Raw genomic sequence first — 18,821 nt, forward strand, 5'->3', positions numbered from 1 at the left:
CTGTCTCGGCAGCCTGCCGCCTTAGCTCAGTCGGCCAGAGCGACGCACTCGTAATGCGTAGGTCAAGGGTTCGATTCCCTTAGGCGGCTCAGAGAGAAAGTGGCTGGTCACAGGCCACGTAGAGACGGGCCCCTCGGAGATCACTCCGGGGGGCCCGTACACATTCAGTACACGTGGATCTGATCGCTCCGCCTACGTGAGCGGCGCACCCCTCATTGCGAGTGCGACCTTCCGGCCGACATCGAGCGCGTCGGCGACCTCGTCCAGCCGGTCCGGGAACAGGTGGCCGTAGACGTTGAGCGTCATGGACGCGTCCTTGTGGCCGAGCATCGTCTGCACGACCTTCACGTCCGCGCCGGCCGCGATGGCCAGTGATGCCGCGGTGTGCCGGAGCTTGTGCGGCGTGATGCCCATGCCCTGAAGGCCCGCCTCCTTCACTGCGGGATCGAATACCCGGTTCCGGAAGTTGTTGTAGCGAAGCGGGCCGCCCCCGGGCGCGGTGAACAGCAGGTCATCCAAGCCCATGGGAGCGGCCAGGCTGCCCAGCTCGTCGGCGAACGACCGGGGGAGCGGCACGGACCGCTTCTCGTGGTTCTTCACCGGGCCCAAGGCGAGGACGCCCTTGACGTCGGTGTAGTTCTGCACGATCCGGATCCGGCGCTTCGGTACGAGCAGCCGGCCGCGCTTGATGGCGGACGCCTCCGCCCACCGGATGCCGCAGTAGCCCAGGACCAGGATCAGCAGTCGGTACTCCCCCGCGGCCAGGGCCAGGCGCTCCAGCTGGTCGTAGGTGAGATACACGTGCTCGTCGTCGTCATCGGGCCGCGGCAGCTCGTGGTCGTGGCACGGACTCGTCGAGATGCGCTTCGAGAGCACAGCGTGCTTCATCACCATGGAGAACACGCGGTACGTCTTGATGATGCGGGCCGGGCCCAGCACCTTGCCGGCCTTGCCCGGCTGCGTGCACAGCTCAGTGAGCCACGCCGACACGTCCTCCCACTGCACGGCGCCGACCTGCCACGCCCCCCAGCGGGGGATGACGTAGGTGTCCAGCAGCTCGCGGTAGTCGTGCTGGGTCGTGCGGCCGATCTTCCGTTTGGAGCCGAACCACTCCTCAGCGACCAGCTTCACCGCGGCCTTACCGGACTTGGGGTCCCGGTACGAGCCCTTGTCGAGGCGGGCCGTGATGGCGTCCTTCTCGGCCTCAGCCTGCGGCAGCTTCCCGAACGTCTTCGCCTTCGGCTTCCCGTCCGGGCCGTACCAGCGGACCCGCCACCGACCCGGCGGCTGCCGCTTACTGCCCGCCTTCTTCGCCTCGTTCCACTTGTCCATGGCGGCCACGTACTCGGCATGGCCAGCGCGGTCCTCAATCCACACTCGCGCCATCAGCGGCCCTCCTCGACGTGCGGCAGCGGCTCCACCCAGTCCTGCCCAGGGTGACGCCAAGTCCTGATGGTTCCGTCCTCGTACCGCTGCACCTCGCGGCCGGCCGCTTCGAGGTTGTCCGCGAAGGCACGACGGCCCGCCACAGTGTCGAAGAACCTGCGATCAGCTGCAGAGAGGCTCGCCCCCTCTGCGGCTGGCGGCCGGCCCCAAAGCCGGTACTCCAGCATGGCCTGGCCCTTGTCGCCCGGCGGGATGACGAGCGGCCGCTGACCGTCCGCCCACTCCCAAGCTGTTGACGCCGGCACGGTGCCAGCACCGGTGACCTCGACCGCTCCTTCCCTGGTCAACGGCAGCAGCAGGGCAGACGGCGACACACCGAAGATCACAGCGAGCGCGGCCAGGTCATCGACGGTCACCTGCCGCTGCTGTCGCTCGATCTTGCCGACAGCCGCCGGAGTGATGGGGCGCCCAGCCGCCCTGAGCAGCGCGGACAGCTCGTAGATGGTCATCCCGCGGCGGTCGCGTAGGCGCCTCACGTTGTCCGCCACGGTTACGGCGGTCGATCCGTACTGGGCTGCCGGGCGCGTTTTGCGCTGCTCATCGCTCATGGTCCACAGCCTAGGCGGTGGGGGTGTCCATTCGAGCCTGACTGGTGCTACCTTCGTCTCTGTCATGGAGCCACTATACGAACTTTGGTAGTCGAGTTGAATACCAAAGAGAGGAAAGTGATGAACGGAGAGATCGCGCGGACCGCCGTTGAGAAGCGGGACGAGCTGCTCAGCCCGCGGCAGGTCCACGCCGACTACGGGTTCAGCCCGCAGACCCTCGCCAACTGGCGCTGGACGGGCCAGGGGCCCGACTACATCAAGCAGACCCCCGGCAAGGGTGGCCGCATCAAGTACCGCCGCAGCTCCATCGAGGGGTGGCTGACCGCACAGACGGTGCAGGTCGGGGGCCGGGCGGCGTGACCCAGAACGCAAAGAAGGGCCAGCTCGGCACTGGCCCTTCTCAGGAAGTCCTCTTCGCGGGCGGCGGTGAAGACGCTGCAAGCGTAGCGCGACCGCTCGTCCTGATCACAAGGGGGCGCGTCGAGTTTCTGGCTCACTGCCCCCGCTGCAGCGACTGGCACCGGCACACCCACCTCGGCAAGGTCACCGGCCCCTGTGGCGCCGCATACGACCTGCAGCCCAAGCAGAGGGGTGCCGCCGCATGACCGACTGGCAGAACGCCCTCGACAACGCCCTGCAGGCGGCGGCACGCCACGGCTTCGAGGTTCTCCCCCTCGGCCTGACCAAGCTGCCGGCCATCAAGTCCCCGCACGACAAGGGGCACGGCTGCAAGGGCGAGTGCGGCCAGCCCGGGCACGGCTGGCGCGACGCGTCCAACGACCCGGAGCGCATCCGCGCCCTGTTCACCGCGGCACCCCACGCCACCGGCTACGGGATCGCGTGCGGCCGGCCGCCGCACTACTTGATCGGTCTCGACCTTGACCGCGACGCCGAGAAGGACGTCGACGGCGTGTGGGAGCTGCGCAGACTCGCCGCCCAGCGGCACATTGCGATCCCGCGCACGGTCATCATCCGCACCCCCCGTGGCGGCTACCACGCGTGGTGGACCGGGCCCAGCGACGTCAAGGTGCCCAATCGGGCTGGCCACATGGCGCCGGGCGTCGACGTCCGCGGCGAGGGCGGATACCTCGTGGGCCCAGGCAGCCGCAGCGTTCGAGGCATCTACACCCTCGCCTCCGACCCGAACGACATCGTCATCGCGCCCATCCCCGAGCAGCTGCTGCAGCTCATGGTGCGCCCCAAGCGCCAGCCGCAGCAGGGCACGTTCCGGCAGCCGTCCGGACCGGTCAGCGGCGGCAGCGCGCTGGTCGGCCTCGTGCGCCTGGTCCTCGACGCCCAGGAGGGGCAGCGGAACAGCCGCTTGTACTGGGCTGCCTGCAAGGCCTTCGAGCACGCGGCGGCGGGCCGGGTTGACGCTGACGCCGCCGAGCGCGCCCTCGTCCGCGCCGCCGTCGAGGTCGGCCTGCCGGAGAACGAAGCACAGGGCACCGTCGCGTCTGCTCGCGGCACGATCGTGGGAGCCGCCCGATGAGCGAAGAGAAGACCAGCGCGGACCGTGCCCGGGAGATCGTGCAGGACGAGGGCGTGGAGACCGAGAAGCGCCCCTCGCAGGCCTCGCAGCTCGCCGCCCTGGCACGCGAACGGTACGAGCTGTTCATGTCCGAAGACGGCCGCCCCTACGGCCGGAAGAAGGACGGGCCGAACATCGCCCTGCCGCTCCGCGGAAAGGCCGGCCTGCGCTCCCAGCTGGCCCGCATCTACACCGACGCCAACGGCGGATCAGTACCCTCGCAGAGCGCCCTGGCCGACGCGATGACCGTCCTCGAAGGCGTGGCCGCCGACGCCGACCCGCGCGTGCCCCACATGCGCGTCGCACGCCACGGCGACAGCATGGTCGTCGACCTCGCCACCTCCGACGGTGCGTGCGTCATCGTCAGCCCGGACGGATGGCAGCGCGCCCCGCGATCCCCCGTCCTGTTCCGCCGTTCCGGCGCCATGAAGCCACTGCCCGCCCCCGTCCGCGACGGTGACGGCCTGGCCAAGCTCCAGGACCTGCTGAACACGGACGAGGAAGGCTTCCGGCTGCTCGTCGCGTGGCTCGTCGCCTGCTTCATCCCCGATCTGCCCCACCCGATCCTGACCTTCCGCGGCGAGCAGGGCACCGGCAAGTCCTACTCGGCAAAGATGGTGATCGGGCTCATCGACCCGTCCGGGGCACCCAAGCGGACCGCGCCGCGAGACATCAAGGCGTGGGCAACGCAGGCCTTCAACTCGTGGGCCCTGTGCCTCGACAACGTCTCCATCGTCGCGGACTGGCTGTCCGACGCACTGTGCCGTGCCGTCACCGGAGACGGCATCGTCGACCGCGCCCTGTACACCGACGACGACGTCGTCGTCCTCGAGTTCCGACGCGTCCTGGCGATGACCACCATCGACGCGGGCGCCCTGGCCGGCGACCTCGCCGAACGGCTGCTCACCATCGAGCTGCACCTCATCCCCGACCACAAGCGCCGGGAAGAAGCCGAACTCGACGCGGCCTACGCCGACGCCCACGCGGCCATCCTGGCCAGCCTGTTCGACCTGCTCGCTCAGGTACTGAAGGTGCTGCCCGACGTGCAGCTCACCGAGCGTCCGCGCATGGCCGACTTCGCCCGGATCCTCGCAGCCGTCGACCATGTGCAGGACTGGAACACCCTCGACTCCTACAAGTCCAGCGCCCGCGATGCTGTCGCGGACGTCCTCGACGGCGAGCCGTTCGCCCAGGCCGTCGTCGCCCTGGTCGACCGGGCTGGCGAACCCGGCATCATCCTCACGGCCTCCGAGCTGCTGGAGAAGGTGCCCACGCCGGAGCGCCTGCCGAAGAAGTGGCCCAAGGACCCGACGCGGGCCGGCGGCCAGCTCAAGCGGCTCGCCCCGGCCCTGCGCACCATCGGCATTGAGGTCGACGACAGCAAGCGCGGGCCGAAGCCGAAGAAGCAGCGCCTGTACCACCTCACCGCCACAGCAGAGAGAAGGTACGAAACAGCGTCCCCAGCGTCCCCCGGCACCCCTGAAACCGGCTCTGACCAGGGAGTTCAGGGGGGACGCTACGAGGGGGACGCTAGCGTCCCCCCACCAGGCCGGGGGGACGCTGCAAACCCCCGGGGGGACGCTGCCCTCTTCCTAGCGTCCCCCCGTCAGGCCGCCCCTGACCTGCGGGAATCGCCCCGGGGGGACGCTGGGGACGCTGGGGACGCTGAAATGCACCTTCTCTCTATTCCCTGCCGTGAATGCGGCGAGTACCTGCACCCGTCTCTGGTCCGCGACGGCGAGACCGCCCACCCCATGTGCGCCTGAGGAGTCCCGACATGACCGAACGCACGCTCACCCCCGGCCCGCTCACCGCAATCGCCGACGACGTCCGTGACCACGGCTACGCCATCCTCCAGACCCGCGTGGAGCGCATCCCGCGCCTCGTCCGCGGCCTGCCCTGCTCCGAGCCGGACGGCTGCAACAAAACCGCCACCCTCGCCACCCTCGCCGTCGAGGAGACCGCCGACAACAACGACGGGTTCGGCCTCTACCTGGCCAAAGGCCCCGACGGGCTGCCGCTGTGCATCCCCGTCTGCGACGACCACCGCAACGAGGCCACCCACGACCTCTACCGCGACCTGACAGGGCAGATGCGGCCCGACGGCATCCGAGCCTTCGACGTACCCGGCACGCACCTGAGCTGGCACTGAAGTGACCCGCACCCGCCGCCGTTGCGCTGCCTGCGATCGCCCCCTGCGGGCTGGCCGTGGCCGGCCGTGCGTCCGCGGGTGCGGCGTCCACCTGTGCCGGGCCCCCCACATTCCCCACTGCACCGACCTCCACGGCGGCCAGTGCCCCAACCACCAGCCCATCGAGGAGATCGCATGACCAAGATCAACGTACGAACTTCGTTTCCCGAATCGTACGAAACCAAGGGCGTCAACGACCTCGTGCAGATCCGGATAGCCGACGCGGCTCGCCGGATCGAAGCGGCCCGGAAGCGCCGCGCCCGCTTCGCCGAGGCCCGCCGTCACGGCGTGGCCGCCCGGCACCGGGCCAAGCTCGCACGACAGGAGGCCTCCCGTGGATGAGCCCATCACCGACGAGGACGTCCTGAACGTGGCGGCCACGCTCGACGGCCTGCACGCCGACGCCGTCATCCAGGAAGCGATCTGCGGCACCCGCCTCACGCCCGAGCACCAGCGGCTCATCGCCATGGCCGACGCCTCTGGCGACCCGGTCAAGTCCTACGCCGCGCACCTGCTGGCCGACGCCTACGAGGTCGGCCTCTTCGAGGAAGGGGGTGCGTGATGGCAGACCGCACCGTAACCGTCCGCCTCGTCGCGGACGTCAGCAGCTACACCCGCGGCATGGCCCAGGCCGCAGCCGAGACCAGCCGTACAGCGGCCGCCATGGAGCGCAGCGGCCGCAGCTCCATCCAGGCCACCTCGCGCGCCGAGGCCTCATCTCGCCGTGCCACCACCGCCGCCCGGGCGGCAGGCAGCGCAACCCGTAGCGCAGCCGCTGCGTCCACCGCAGCCGCAGCCGCTTCCCGTGGGGCCACTGCCGCAGCCACCGGCCACGGCACCGCCTTGCAGCGCCTCACCCGCGCAGCCTCCCGGTCCGAGACCAGCCTCAAGGCCGCCCGCATCACCAGCGTTGGCCTCGTGGCAGCGTTCGCACTCGCCGCCGCGGCCGCCGCCCGGTTCGAGAAGGCCATGAGCAACGTGAAGGCCGTGTCCGGTGCCACCGGTCGCGAGTTTGAGCAGCTCCGCCAGGCAGCCCTCGACGCCGGCAGCGCCACCCAGTACAGCGCCACCGAGGCAGCCGACGCCGAAGCCGAACTCGCCCGCGCGGGCATCAAGACCGCCGACATCGTCGGAGGCGCCCTCACCGGCGCCCTGTCCCTCGCGGCCGCCGGCCAGCTCGACCTGTCCGAAGCCGCGATATCCACCGCGCAGGCCATGAACACCTTCAGCCTCAAGGGCAAGGACGTCGGGCACATCGCCGACGTACTCGCCGCCGCGGCCAACAAGAGCGCGTCGGACGTGCACGGCCTGGCCCTCGGTCTCCGCATGGGTGGCCTCGTCGCCGACCAGACCGGGCTCAGTCTTGAGGACACCGTCGGCACTCTCGCCGCGTTCGCCGACCGGGCCCTCGTCGGCTCGGACGCGGGCACGTCGCTGAAGGTGATGCTGCAGCGTCTGACGCCGCAGTCCAAAGAGGCCCAGGCTGCGATGGACAAGCTCGGCTTCTCGGCCTACGACAGCCAGGGCAACTTCGTCGGGCTGTCGGAGCTCGCCGGCCGCATGCAGAAGTCGTTCGCCAACCTGACCCCCGAGGCCCGCAACGCTGCGTTCGGCGTCATCTTCGGCTCGGACGCCGTCCGCTCCGCGACGATCCTCTACCAGCTGGGCTCCAAGGGCATCGACCGGTACGTGTCCGCGGTCGACGACACCGGCTACGCGGCGAGGGTCGCGGCCACCCAGACCAACAACCTCGTCGGCGACCTGGAGCGGCTGCAGGGCGCCCTGGAGACCGCGCTCATCCAGTCCGGCACTGCCGCCAACGGTGTCCTCCGCGACATGGTGCAGTTCGTCACCCGGCTCATCAACGCCTACAGCAGCCTCCCGCCGTCCCTGCAGTCCGGCATCACCCTCTTCGCCGGCCTCGCCGGAGCCATCGGCTTCGTCGCAGCCTCCGCGCTGCTCCTGCTGCCCCGTATCGCCCGGGCCCGCACCGAACTCGCCGCGCTCGGCGTCACCGCCGCCCGCACCCGCGCAGCCATGACGATGCTCGGCCGGGCCTCCGTCATCATCGCCGCCCTCACCGCCATCTCCTACGGCGCCCAGAAGGTCCAGGACGCCTTCAAGGACGCCCCGCCCTCGGTGTCGAAGATGGCCAACGCCCTCATCGAACTCGGCCGGAACGGCAAGGTGTCCGGCGAGGCCCTGAAGGTGTTCGGCACCGACCTCAACCGGTTCGGGGAGATCGTCGCCCGGGTTGCGCACCCCGACTGGAAGAAGCGCACCACCGACGTCGTCGACACCCTCACCTTCGGCATCACCAAGGGCATGGGCGAAGCGGGCGTGTCCCTCGACGAGGCCCACGACGCCCTCGACAGCCTCGACCAGTCCCTCGCCGGCCTCGTGTCCTCGGGCAACGCCGACACCGCCTCCAAGTCCTTCAAGGCCCTCGCCGACGAGGCCATCCGCAACGGCACCAGCGCCGAGAAGCTGATGACCCTGCTCCCGCACTACTCGGATGCTCTCGCCGACCTCGACACCCAGTCCCAGCTCACCGGCGACAGCCAGCGCGAGATGAGCGAGGACGTCCTGCTGACGAAGACGCAGCTGCAGCAGACCGCCGACGCCGCCGAACAGCTCACCGACGCCCTCAAGCTGTTGAACGGCCTCAACATCGACGCCGCCCAGCAAGAGATCAGCTTCCGGCAGTCCCTGGCCGACCTCACCAAGGCCGTGAAGGACAACGGCCACAGCCTCGACATCACCACCGCCAAGGGCCGGGCCGTGAAGTCCGCCTTCCTCGACGCTGCCAAGGCCGCCCAGGAACATGCCGAGGCCGTCGCCGAGCAGAAGAACAGCGTCGAGGCCGGCAACCAGGTCCTGGAGAAGGACATCAAGATCCTGCGGAAGCAGATGCTGCAGGCCGGGTTCTCCAAGGACGCCGTCGACGCCCTGCTCGAGTCGTTCCTCAGCCTGCCCGCCAAGACCACCCCCAAGGTCGACGTCGAGACCTCCCGGGCCGTGAGCGACCTGGAGAACGTCCAGGAGAAGCTCAAGAACACTAAGGGCAAGACGGTCGAGGTGAAGGCCCTCACCAAGGCAGGCGAGAAGGCCCTCGAAGACCTCGGCTACAAGGTCAAGCGGACCAAGGGCAAGAACGTCGTCATCACCGTGCCGACCGGCACGCAGAAAGCGAACGTCGACGCTCTCGCCGCCGCGATCCGGGCCCTGCACGACAAGTCGATCGTCATCACCACGCACTACAACAACACCGTCACGTCCGGCGGCGGCACCGGACGGCGGAACGCCGCCAGTGCCAGCGCTAACGGCAACATCATCGACTTCTATGCCGATGGCGGCATGCGGCGCGAGAATCACGTGGCGCAGATCGCGAAGGCCGGCACGTGGCGGGTGTGGGCGGAGGACGAGACCGGCGGCGAGGCCTACATCCCGCTTGCTGCGTCCAAGCGGGCCCGGTCCCGCCGTATCGCCGAGGAGACCGTGCGTCGTCTCGGTGGCCGCGGGATCGCCTGGTACGCCTCGGGCGGCGTCGCCGCCCGCAAGGAAGTCCCCGGCGACCTCAGCGGCTTCAGCAAGTCCCTCACCAAGTCCGCGTCGGACATCTCCAGCGCCGCCAAGACCCTCACCACCGACCTGCGCAAGCTCGGCAAGTCCGGTGCTGCCCTCGCTGCCCGCGTCGACGCCACCAGCCGCAAGCTGCAGTCCCTGGCCAACCAGCGCGACAAGGTCAAGGCCCGCATTACCGAAGCCAAGGACTACGCGGGCACCGAGGCCGGGAACATCAAGGACTTCCTCGGTGTGGAAGGCGGCGGGTCGGCCAGCGACCTGATCGCCCAGATGAAGACGGAGCAGTCGACCGCAGGCCACTTCCAGAGTGACCTGGCCAAGCTGCAGAAGCGCGGCCTGAACCGGGACCTCCTGCAGCAGGTGATCGAGCAAGGCCCCGGGTCCGCCCTCGCCCAGACGCTGCTGTCCGCCACGAACAGCCAGCTCGCCCAGATCAACCAGCTGGCAGGCAAGGGCGGCAAGCTCGCCACCTCCATAGGCAACCTCGCCGCCGACGGCATGTACGACGCGGGCGCCCAGGCAGGCCGCGGCTTCCTCGCCGGCCTCCAAGCCCAGGAGAAGGCCCTACAGAAGGAGATGGACAGGCTCGGCAAGAGCCTCGTCGCCTCCATCAAGAAGTCCCTGAAGATCAAGTCTCCGTCGCAGGTCACCCGGGACGAGGTCGGCAAGCAGGTCGGCATGGGTGTCGTCGTCGGCATGGACGCCACCAAGCGCCACATCGCCGCTGCGGCTACCCGCATGTCCGCCGCCTCCATCCCCGGCGCGTTCACGGCACCCACGGCCAGCAGCCAGCCCGCCGTGTGGGACGTCCACGTCCACGTCGACGACCCCGCACTGAAGAACCTCATCCGCGTCGAGGTCAAGCCCGTCGTCCGCGACGCGATCGATACCGCCGCCTACCGCGCCAAGACCGGCCGGCGCTAACCCCCAAGGAGAACCACCATGGCAACCGGACGCACCAACGAGCCCAAGACCGTCACCATCAACACCACCAGCGGCCAGGCCAACATCACCGCCGCCGCGGGCACGTTCACCAAGCCCGAAGACATCGGCCGCACAGTGACCGGCACCGGCATCCAGGCCGGCTCCACCATCACCGCCGTCGCCTCCGACACCGCCGCGACCATGTCCCTGACGGCCACCGCCACCGGGTCGCCGTCCGTCGCCCTCGGCCGCGGCAACCCCCAGGCCTACGGCTTCAACGGATGGTCCCCCGAGAGCGACACCGAAGCCGACGCCTACACCGTCGCCGCCGTCATCGCAGGCACCGCCCAGCCCGACGCCATCACCAACCCGACCACCCGCACCAACCAGCGCGCCCGCAGCTAACCGAGAAGGAGAACCACCATGCCCAGCAAGCTCGCTCTCGCCCTCGCCGAGGCCACCCGCGTCCAGCAGCCCCAGCCCACCGCCGGCCACCGCAAGGCCGCCGACATCCACGCCCTCTACAAGCAGGGCCTGCAGGAGATCCGCGGCAACCGCAACATGCACCCCGACCGCAAGCGCGTCGAAGCCGCCCAGCTCTACACCACCACCCGCGCCGCCCTCGCCAAGCTCAAGAGCGACCAGGCCGACACCGACAACACCACCTTCACCAAGCTGGAGCGCAAGCTCTGGGGCTACGACGACGAGCGCGCCCTCGCCCGCGACCGCTCCACCTTCGACGCCACCGTCCGCGACGCCCAGGACCGCGCCAGCAAGCTCACCAAGCCCGACAAGGCCGCACGCGCCCTCGCCGACGCCGAGCAGGCCGGCGACCACGTCCTCGCCCGCGCCATCGCCAAGCGCGCCCACGACATGGACTGGGGCGACGTGCTCCACGACTACCTCGCCACCCGGCCCAGCAGCACCGAGACCTACCAGCAGGCCGCCGACATCTGGCACCGGCACAACGACACCGGCGGCCGCATGCAGCACGGCATGCAGTACGTCGTCCACAAGCCCGACGAGCTGCGAGGCGTGAGCGACCAGGACATCGCCCAGCTCGCCGACCCCGAGCCCGCCGACGCCGCCTAACGCGGCCCATGGATCCGGCGTCAACGTCACCCGCACGGCATGCATGTACGGCCGGCCGTGCGGGAGCGATGGCCGGAGAGCGGGTCCTCCTTTCTCCCTGCGCAGACCCGGCCAGCGCCGACCGGTCCGGAGCCGTCACCCGACGCGCTCCGGGCCGGAGCTGTTCGACACACAGCGTGACGACGCTCCGGTGACCGCAGGTCAGAGGGCCAGGGGGGCGACTCCGCCGTCACCCTCCGTAGGGACCGCCGGGGAGAGCGCTCGCTATCTGCGATCCCAGATGGCCTCAAGATCACGACCCGTTAGTGACTGAAAGTGAGGTGGTTCCGGTGTCCGGACCCCTGCCCAACCCGGCCAAGGGCCGGTCCCGTTACACCGCCAGCCGCGCCAGCGAGCAGCCCAGCGCCCGGCGCGGCGTCGTTGTGCTCCCCCCGGTCTGTGAGGACCTCGTCCCGAAGCTTCCGCCGGGCCGTGACTGGACCGACGCCGAGCGGGAGATGTGGGAGACGCTGTGGACCGGCCCGCAGGCGAACATGTGGGACGACTCGTTCGTCATGGCGGTGGCCATGTACGTCTCCAACACGTTTGCGGTGCTGTCGGGCGCCGGCTCGGCCTGGCAGGCCCAGGAAGCACGGCATCTATCCGATCGGCTTGGCCTGACGCCGCAGGGCATGGCGTCGCTGGGCTGGCAGATGGCTCCGTCGGCACCGTCTGGGCCTGCTCTGGCCGCGGTGCCGCTTCGGGGTGGTGCGTGATGGTGTCGGCCCGTCGTGCGGCCCGTATGGCGCCGCGTGTCAGCAACGACGAGCCGCCGGAGTGGCTGTGGAAGTTCCAGGCGAGCAGATGGTTCCGGGAGACCCGAGAAGAGGGCGAGGACGCGACGGTAGAAGCGTTCATTAAGGCTCGTGGTCGCTGGCGGAAGGCCCGGGACGCGTGGCTGGCCGAGCGGGGCCTGGTCGTGTACGGCATGGCCGGCTTGACGTGGCAGGAGTTCAAGGAGATCGAGCAGCAGGAGCCGCACCGTGTCTTGCGCCGGCCGGAGCGCTGACAGGGAGGGAAGCACAAAGGGGCGCCCACAGGCCCGTTTCCGGGTCTCTGGACGCCCCTTGGCGTGTACCTCCCTCGCCTCCCTAATCGATCATTTGCGCTGGTCAGGCATAGGGAGGCGGGTCAGGGAGGCCCTGAGGGACTTCTCCCTGAACCCTGCCGCCTCCCTCTACGCCGCTTCCCGGCGCGCGAGGGCGTCACGGACCTTCTGACGGTCGACGACCATCTTCCCGTCGCTCTTGTGCGGGGCAGCGTCGAAGCCCTCCAGGTACTCCTTCAGGTCGCTGTTACCCCACACCTTGTAGACCGGCGGGTTGAGCTCGGCCAGGCGCTGCAGGACCTCCCGGGTCAGCACCCGCGGGTCCTGCCCGATGACGTGGACGATGTCGGCGAGCGGGTCGCTCTCCTTCACCGGCTGCAGCTGACGGACGGTGGCGCGGCCGTTGCGGGCCTGCAGCGCCCGCTCCGCAACCTCGGTGGCATCCTCGGTGCTGAGGTAGTGCGTCCGCACCGTGATGGACGGCTCGCCGTCCGGGATGTCGATGCCGTCACCCACGACGACGACCGTGCCCTTGTCCTTGCCCTGGCGGAGCTTGTGCGGGGCGGCGCCAGCGTCGACCGCGGCCTCGCCGAGCGCCATGCGGGCCTGCGACTCGGTGCCCAGGACCAGCGAAGACCTGATGTGCGCGCCCTCACGGACGAGCTTCGGCAGGTTCTCGTCGGTGGGGTCCTGAGTGCCCTGCCACAGGGTGACGTTCACCGCGCGGCCCTGGTTGTGGATGCGGCGCGCCGCCATGAAGTACCGCGACGTGGCCTTCTTCCCACCGAACGGGCGGCCGTCGTCGCCCTTGAGCGGGTTCATGAACGCCACCTGCGCCTCGTCGACGAGGATGACCAACGGCGGGTGCTCGCCGCCCGGGTCCTGGAGGCGGCGCTCCATCTCCTGCACGCCGGCCTCCAGCATCTCGGTGACGGCGCAGGCGTGCTCGTCAGTGGGGCCCTGGATGAGGACGGAGGCGATGCCCTCGAACATGGCCCAGTCGCCGACGCCCTTCAGGTCGCCCAGCCAGAACTCGACCGAGGCGTCGAAGGCCAGCCACAGGGCGAGCGCCCGCAGGCTGGCGGTCTTGCCCTGGTTCGACAGACCGGTGATGAGCAGGTGCCGCTGGTAGACGCTCAGGGACGCGGCGTCGCCGCGCAGGGACTGGCCCCACGGGGCGCGGCCGAGCCGGTAGTCGGCGCGAACATCCTGTTCAACGACCAGCGGGGACGGGCCGATGGGCTCGTCCAGCGCGCCGCTGTCGGCGATCCACAGCCGGATGGTGCGGGGCTGCGGCGGGATGGTGAGGAACACCTCGTGCTCGTGCCGGCCAAGGTTCTCCGCCAGCTTCCGGCGCCGGTTGAGGATCTCCTCGGTGCTCACGCCGGACGGCAGGGTGACGTCGACCTCTATGCCGCAGCCGGCGAGAGTGATGGGGCCGAGCATGGCCGCGCCGACGTCGCCCATGTCCTCGATGGCCTTGCGCAGGGCGGAGATGCCCAGGTCACGGAAGGCGACGACGACGATGGACGGGGTGATGGGGCCGCCGCTGTCCCGCTGCCTCTCCGGGAGCGCCCACTGCGGGGCGGTGTGCCTGCCGCGGCCGACAGCCCACACTGCGGCCAGGGCCAGCCACGGCGCGGCCAGCAGCAGCGGATCCCACACGACACCGGCGATGTACGCCACCCACTGCACGAGGTCGATGACCGCCTCGAGCGGGGCGAGAACATCCCGAACATCGTGGTTCGCCCAGGCCAGCAGCACACCGACGAACAGCAGCAGCCCGGTCCCCGCGCCGACGGCGGACACGATCGCCTTGGGCAGGTTCATCATCATCTGCAGGGTGTCGACGCGTCGCCGGTGCCGGGCCATGCGGAAGGCGTGGCCGCGCTGTTCCCACAGGGCGACCTGGTCCATCAGGCCTGCGGCTTCGGCGGCGCGGATCATCCGCTCGTAGCGGGCGGCGCTGCGGCCGTCCCAGGCGCGGCGGAACACGACGCGGGTACCGCCCACGACGTAGGACAGGTGGCGGACGGTGATACGGCCTGCGGTGCGTGTCCGCTCGTCGGTCAGGGCAGCCTTGGCTGCCGCACGGAAGTGCGCCCGGCGGCGCTCTCGGCGCTGCTCGGACGGCGGTTCTGTTGGCGTCTTGAGCATGGTCACGGTCATGCTGGGGATCTCCAGTTGCTCGTAGGGGTGCTGGGGACCCGGGGCGGCCGGTGGTGTCCAGCCAGGTACGGCCGCCCCGGGGCGTTGCTACATGTACGGGCCGGCCTGGCGACGGGCGCGGCGCAGGGTGGCGGCGACGGACTCGACGTTGGCGCCGGGCAGCTGGGCGAGGATCGCGTCGACGGCGTCCTTGTCGCCCAGGCCCTTGGCGACCTGCTTGCGGGCCAGCTCGGCGATGGACGGCATGGACGGCTGAACATGTTCGGCGCTGTTCAGGGGCACCTTCGGCGCCTCGGCGACCTCGGCCTGAACGGGCGTGTTCGCGTCCTGTTCGGCCCGCGCCTGGTCGACCTCGTTACGCACCTGCTCGGCGGCCAGCAGCTCCAGCGCCGCGGTCTGCTCGGCCCGGGCGACCTGCCGACGGACACCGGCGATGGCCAGCTTCGCGTTCGCCGCGGAGATCTCAGCCCGCACCCACGCCGCGTCCTCGGGCGACAGGTCCTTGTCGACGAACCGCATGATGCCCATCCACAGCACCTTCGCGAACAGCGACACCGCGGCGCCAACGACGCCCAGGGCGACGCTGCCCATCAGCAGGCCGTGCCAGAAGATGGCGCCCATCGTGCAGGCGAGCAGCGCCCAGCCCAGCCGGCGGGAGAACGCCCGCTTGGAGGCGTCGAAGCGGGACAGCCACTCCAGCAGGACGTTCACCAGCCAGGCGATGTCGAAGATGGCCGCGGCGGCGTAGCCGATGCCGCCGTTGAGCAGCTGGCCGATGCTGTACGTCGACCACACGATGGCCAGCGCGGTCAGCCCGAGGACGAGGGACGACGCGGCCCGTATGGCGGCCTGGTCCCAGTCGCGGGGCAGGACCGGCACCCGGACCTTCTGCGGCCGGCTGATGGTGTGCGTGACGCCGTCGACGGTGTGCTCGACGGCCCGACGGCGGATCTCTTCCTTGAACTTCACTGCTCTCCCCTTCGGGTCAGTTGGTAGCGGCGCAGGCGTTGCGCCACAGGGCGTGCTGACGGACGTTGCGCAGGATCAGTAGGGCGACCAGCCACGGCAGCGTGTCGGCCTTGGCCGTGTTGCACGGGCCGCAGGCGAGGACGAGGTTCCGCTGCCGCCAGGTCCGCCACAGGCTGTAGGGCACGTAGTGGTCGAGGGTCGCCGTGTCGATGTCCGGGAACGGGCGCTGGCAGTAGAAGCAGCGGGCGCCGTCACGGGCGGCGAGGGACCGGCGGACGTGCCGCCGGTCCTCCGGGTTCAGCGTTCGACGGCGGGCCATCACGCGCCCCGCAACTTGCGGTCGAGCATCCGGTCGAACCGCTGCTCGCCGTGCCGGTCACCGATGGCACGGGCCACGATGAGCAGGTCCGCGAGAACGGTGATCGGCGGTAGCGGCCGGGGCGACCGGGATACCGCGTACACCGCGGCGTCCTCGGTCGGCCGGCGGACGGGCCAGGCAGCCATCACGCCCGACCCTCCGCCTGCAGCTCCATCAGCCGCGGCACCAGGTCACGGACGAACACCGCGAGGCCTTCGAGGGCCTGCGCGAACTCCTCCAGCTGGCCCAGCCGCTCGGGGTAGACGATGCCGTCGAGGTCCAGTGACAGGTACGGCACGGTCCGCTCGGGGGTGCCGTACTCGTACCGTCCCTGGCCGACCTGCACCGAAGCCGGGCCCATGGACGTCGGGACCTCGAACCGCTCCTCAGCGGCGACGTGACCGATGTCCTGCAGGTAGGCGCCGCTGCGGTGGTCCATGACGCACCAGGCGGGGCAGTCGAAGGTGACCTCGCCGTAGTCGGCGGTCTCCAGCGTCACGCGGCGAGGGCTCATGACTGCCCCCCGTCCTGGCGCACGGTGTACGTGGCGGGCGTCTGGGCGGTCCACTCGCGCAGCTGCTCGGCGGCCTCGGTGAGGGTGAACAGGTCCGGGGCGCGCAGCAGGCTGTCGAGCTTGATGCGGACGTCGGCGGCTCGGCTCTGGACGAGGTCGCTGAAGGCGTCGACGTCCCGCTCGGTGATGGCCGGCTTGGGGAGGCTGAGGGCGTCGTGCACGGCCTGCAGCAGCTCCCGCACTTCGGGAGTGAGGGCGCTCACGCGGCACCGGCCTCGGGGTCGGCCGGCGGGACCGGGATGCCGGGGATGTCGTCGACGACGGGGCTCTTGGCGCGGGCGCGGTACGCGGTGGAGCCCTTGCCGGGCCAGCCGGGGACCTTCACGTCGAACAGGGCGGCGATCAGGCCGCGCGCCATGTGGTCACGGACGCCCGCTTCCTGCCCGGACGGCATGACCAGGAAGACGGCGCCGTCGTTGCGCTGGTAGATCGAGCCGAGGAACTTGTCCTCGCGGGCCAGCTCGTCGCTCTCGATGATCTCGGCGTGCGCCGTGTTCAGCAGGTCGCTGATCTCCCGGCGCGTTATGTCGTCGACGGTGAGAGCGGAGGGGTTGACGGGGTTCGGTACGGTGTTGCGCATGGGCGAGCCCTCCAGTCAGGGATCGTTCCTAGGCCCCGTTTCGGTGTTCCAGCACCGGGCGGGGCCGCCGCCGTTTTAGCGGCGCGGCTCCGACACTACCACTCAGGTATCCAGAATGAATACCCTTTGAGGTGAAGTGGATATGGAGTCCGGGAAGTCCCCGTACACATGCCGTACACGTGACTGCGGGATGACCCGGGATAGCCCGAGACAGGCCGGGAAGAGAAATTCGCAGGTCAAAGGCGTGATCGCGCTCCGGTGCTGGCCAGGAAGACGGCTTGCAAGACCTCGTAATGCGTAGGTCAAGGGTTCGATTCCCTTAGGCGGCTCCACAGTGAAGGGCCGGGTCAGTTCCGCTGACCCGGCCCTTTCGCGTTCCCCGGACGATCAGCCCTCCGACGTGATCTTCCGGGCGGCCGTCACCCCCCGCCGTGACCACGGGGGCCGGAGCCCGGGACCCGGGGCAGGGCCGCAGGCGCGCTGTAATCGGCGGGGCCGTGCCGGACATTCCCCAGTGACAGCCTGTTCTGGGAGGGAAGGGTGCGCATGACGGCACGTGAGGGTCCGCGAGGGCAGGGGATGGTGGAGGAGTGGTTCGAGGCCCATGCCGACCGGGTGATGGGTTACCTGATGCACCGTACGGATCGCGAGACCGCGCAGGACGTGCTCTCGGAGACCTTCCTGCTGGCCTGGCGCAAGCAGCGGGCCGTACCGGAGGACGCGTTGCCCTGGCTGCTGGCGGCGGCGCGCCGGCTGCTCGCCAACCGGGTGCGGTCGGACCTGCGGAGGCAGGCGCTCGCGGCGCGGATGGCCGCGGTGATGGACCGCGCGCCGCAGGAGGTGTTCGAGGACCGCATAGGCGACCGTGAGCGCGTGTTCCGGGTGCTGATGTCGCTGTCCGAGAACGACCGCGAAGTACTGCTGCTCACCGGCTGGTACGACCTGAGCGCGCAGCAGGCGGCCAAGGCCCTGGGCTGCACCAGGGCGGCCTACGCGCTGCGGCTGCACCGGGCCCGCAAGAGGTTCCGCGCCGCCCTGGAGCCGCGACCCGCATCCTTCACCCCGCTCGATTCGGAGGTACACGCATGACGAACGACCCTGTCCTGGACGCCGTCCGGGAGCTGCGCCCGCAGGGCGCCGACGGCTGGGCGCGGTCGGCGGACGGGCGGGAGACGCTGCGGTCCGTGCTGGACCGGGCGGCGCCGCGGAGCACGCGGCGGCGGTCGCTGCGGGTCGCCGTGGCCGGCGGCGCGGTCGTCGCCGCGCTGGCCGGCGGCGGGGTCGTCGCCGTCGCCGGGGGACTGCCGTGGGGGAAGGACGCCGGGGCGCAGGTGATGTGCGCCCGGACGCTGGCGCGCGACGCGGACCTTTCGGGTCTGCCGTCCGACGCGATCAAGGCCTTCGACCCGAGGGACCCCGGCAAGGCCTGCGCCGGGCGCTGGGAGCAGATGTGGGGCCCGTCCGAGCCCGTCCCCACGTCCTTCGCGGCCTGCTACTACCCCGGCGCCGCCGGCAAGGTCGTCTGGCCCGCCGACGGCCTCGACCAGGACCAGGCCTGCGCCCGCATCGGGGCGCGGCCGATTCCCGTCGGGTAGCCCGTCCGCGTCGCGTGGCCGCGCCCATACCAAAAGGGCGCGGCCCGTACGGGTGACCCGGTGACTTTCGGTGTGCGGAGTTGCTCCGGCTGACACCTTGCTTTCTTCCATCCGTACTCGTTGACACGGCAACGGCCGGACGCGGCGCCACGGCGGGCGCGTCCGGGACATC

At 70.4% G+C, this 18,821-nt stretch carries 22 protein-coding genes and 1 tRNA gene; 14 read left to right on the forward strand and 9 right to left on the reverse strand.

The genetic code is table 11. The annotated features are described in order from the left end of the window. Positions 1-15 precede the first annotated feature (15 nt). Positions 16-89, forward strand: a tRNA-Thr gene (locus OG937_24350). Between the two features lie 103 nt (positions 90-192). On the opposite strand, the gene OG937_24355 is transcribed toward OG937_24350, so the two are convergent. Both OG937_24355 and OG937_24360 read right to left on the reverse strand, forming a co-directional pair. Further along, positions 193-1,386: a tyrosine-type recombinase/integrase gene (locus OG937_24355; protein WUD74599.1), complete on the reverse strand. Its 1,194-nt coding sequence runs from the start codon at positions 1,384-1,386 to the stop codon at positions 193-195. Next, positions 1,386-1,994 (reverse strand): helix-turn-helix transcriptional regulator, encoded by a 609-nt coding sequence (locus OG937_24360; protein ID WUD74600.1) that lies wholly within the window; start codon positions 1,992-1,994, stop codon positions 1,386-1,388. The genes OG937_24355 and OG937_24360 overlap by 1 nt, the downstream gene beginning before the upstream one ends. Positions 1,995-2,114: 120 nt before the next feature. On the opposite strand from OG937_24360, the gene OG937_24365 reads away from it, so the two are divergent. From OG937_24365 to OG937_24415, 11 genes are all read left to right on the forward strand, one after another. After that, on the forward strand, positions 2,115-2,354 hold the full coding sequence (locus OG937_24365) for a helix-turn-helix domain-containing protein (GenBank protein WUD74601.1): 240 nt from the start codon (positions 2,115-2,117) through the stop codon (positions 2,352-2,354). 241 nt (positions 2,355-2,595) lie between these two features. Further along, complete coding sequence (locus OG937_24370; GenBank protein WUD74602.1) at positions 2,596-3,486, forward strand: bifunctional DNA primase/polymerase; 891 nt, start codon at positions 2,596-2,598, stop codon at positions 3,484-3,486. Then, positions 3,483-5,291, forward strand: a complete 1,809-nt coding sequence (locus OG937_24375; protein ID WUD74603.1) for an ATP-binding protein — start codon at positions 3,483-3,485, stop codon at positions 5,289-5,291. Before OG937_24370 ends, OG937_24375 begins: the two co-directional genes overlap by 4 nt. An 11-nt stretch (positions 5,292-5,302) precedes the next feature. Beyond that, positions 5,303-5,677, forward strand: a complete 375-nt coding sequence (locus OG937_24380) for a hypothetical protein (protein WUD74604.1) — start codon at positions 5,303-5,305, stop codon at positions 5,675-5,677. 174 nt (positions 5,678-5,851) lie between these two features. After that, a complete protein-coding gene (locus OG937_24385) occupies positions 5,852-6,058 on the forward strand; it encodes a hypothetical protein (protein WUD74605.1) in 207 nt (68 codons plus the stop codon). Continuing rightward, positions 6,051-6,278 (forward strand): hypothetical protein, encoded by a 228-nt coding sequence (locus tag OG937_24390; protein WUD74606.1) that lies wholly within the window; start codon positions 6,051-6,053, stop codon positions 6,276-6,278. The genes OG937_24385 and OG937_24390 overlap by 8 nt, the downstream gene beginning before the upstream one ends. Next, a complete protein-coding gene (locus tag OG937_24395; protein ID WUD74607.1) occupies positions 6,278-10,225 on the forward strand; it encodes a phage tail tape measure protein in 3,948 nt (1,315 codons plus the stop codon). Before OG937_24390 ends, OG937_24395 begins: the two co-directional genes overlap by 1 nt. Before the next feature lie 18 nt (positions 10,226-10,243). Further along, on the forward strand, positions 10,244-10,630 hold the full coding sequence (locus tag OG937_24400; GenBank protein ID WUD74608.1) for a hypothetical protein: 387 nt from the start codon (positions 10,244-10,246) through the stop codon (positions 10,628-10,630). 18 nt (positions 10,631-10,648) lie between these two features. Then, the gene (locus tag OG937_24405; protein WUD74609.1) at positions 10,649-11,317 is read left to right on the forward strand and encodes a hypothetical protein; all 669 of its coding nucleotides are present in this window, start codon (positions 10,649-10,651) and stop codon (positions 11,315-11,317) included. Between the two features lie 329 nt (positions 11,318-11,646). Beyond that, positions 11,647-12,072 carry a hypothetical protein gene (locus OG937_24410; GenBank protein ID WUD74610.1) on the forward strand — a complete coding sequence of 142 codons (426 nt, stop codon included), beginning with the start codon at positions 11,647-11,649 and terminating at the stop codon, positions 12,070-12,072. After that, a complete protein-coding gene (locus OG937_24415; GenBank protein WUD74611.1) occupies positions 12,072-12,365 on the forward strand; it encodes a hypothetical protein in 294 nt (97 codons plus the stop codon). The genes OG937_24410 and OG937_24415 overlap by 1 nt, the downstream gene beginning before the upstream one ends. Positions 12,366-12,533: 168 nt before the next feature. Here OG937_24415 and OG937_24420 read toward each other — a convergent pair whose 3' ends face one another. The 7 genes from OG937_24420 to OG937_24450 all read right to left on the reverse strand — a co-directional run bounded on the left by OG937_24420 (position 12,534) and on the right by OG937_24450 (position 17,054). Continuing rightward, positions 12,534-14,573, reverse strand: a complete 2,040-nt coding sequence (locus OG937_24420; protein WUD74612.1) for an ATP-binding protein — start codon at positions 14,571-14,573, stop codon at positions 12,534-12,536. Positions 14,574-14,660: 87 nt separating this feature from the next. Next, positions 14,661-15,542, reverse strand: coding sequence for a hypothetical protein (locus tag OG937_24425; protein WUD74613.1), 882 nt, complete (start codon positions 15,540-15,542; stop codon positions 14,661-14,663). Positions 15,543-15,558: 16 nt separating this feature from the next. Next, a complete protein-coding gene (locus OG937_24430) occupies positions 15,559-15,861 on the reverse strand; it encodes an HNH endonuclease (GenBank protein ID WUD74614.1) in 303 nt (100 codons plus the stop codon). Further along, positions 15,861-16,046 carry a hypothetical protein gene (locus OG937_24435; protein WUD74615.1) on the reverse strand — a complete coding sequence of 62 codons (186 nt, stop codon included), beginning with the start codon at positions 16,044-16,046 and terminating at the stop codon, positions 15,861-15,863. Before OG937_24435 ends, OG937_24430 begins: the two co-directional genes overlap by 1 nt. After that, a complete protein-coding gene (locus tag OG937_24440) occupies positions 16,046-16,414 on the reverse strand; it encodes a hypothetical protein (GenBank protein WUD74616.1) in 369 nt (122 codons plus the stop codon). Before OG937_24440 ends, OG937_24435 begins: the two co-directional genes overlap by 1 nt. Next, on the reverse strand, positions 16,411-16,677 hold the full coding sequence (locus OG937_24445; protein WUD74617.1) for a hypothetical protein: 267 nt from the start codon (positions 16,675-16,677) through the stop codon (positions 16,411-16,413). The genes OG937_24440 and OG937_24445 overlap by 4 nt, the downstream gene beginning before the upstream one ends. Then, complete coding sequence (locus OG937_24450) at positions 16,674-17,054, reverse strand: hypothetical protein (protein WUD74618.1); 381 nt, start codon at positions 17,052-17,054, stop codon at positions 16,674-16,676. The genes OG937_24445 and OG937_24450 overlap by 4 nt, the downstream gene beginning before the upstream one ends. Positions 17,055-17,600: 546 nt before the next feature. On the opposite strand from OG937_24450, the gene OG937_24455 reads away from it, so the two are divergent. Beyond that, the gene (locus tag OG937_24455; GenBank protein WUD74619.1) at positions 17,601-18,143 is read left to right on the forward strand and encodes a sigma-70 family RNA polymerase sigma factor; all 543 of its coding nucleotides are present in this window, start codon (positions 17,601-17,603) and stop codon (positions 18,141-18,143) included. After that, complete coding sequence (locus tag OG937_24460; protein WUD74620.1) at positions 18,140-18,649, forward strand: hypothetical protein; 510 nt, start codon at positions 18,140-18,142, stop codon at positions 18,647-18,649. Before OG937_24455 ends, OG937_24460 begins: the two co-directional genes overlap by 4 nt. Positions 18,650-18,821 lie beyond the last annotated feature (172 nt).

Source organism: Streptomyces sp. NBC_00510 (genome assembly GCA_036013505.1).
Classification (GTDB): Bacteria; Actinomycetota; Actinomycetes; order Streptomycetales; family Streptomycetaceae; genus Actinacidiphila.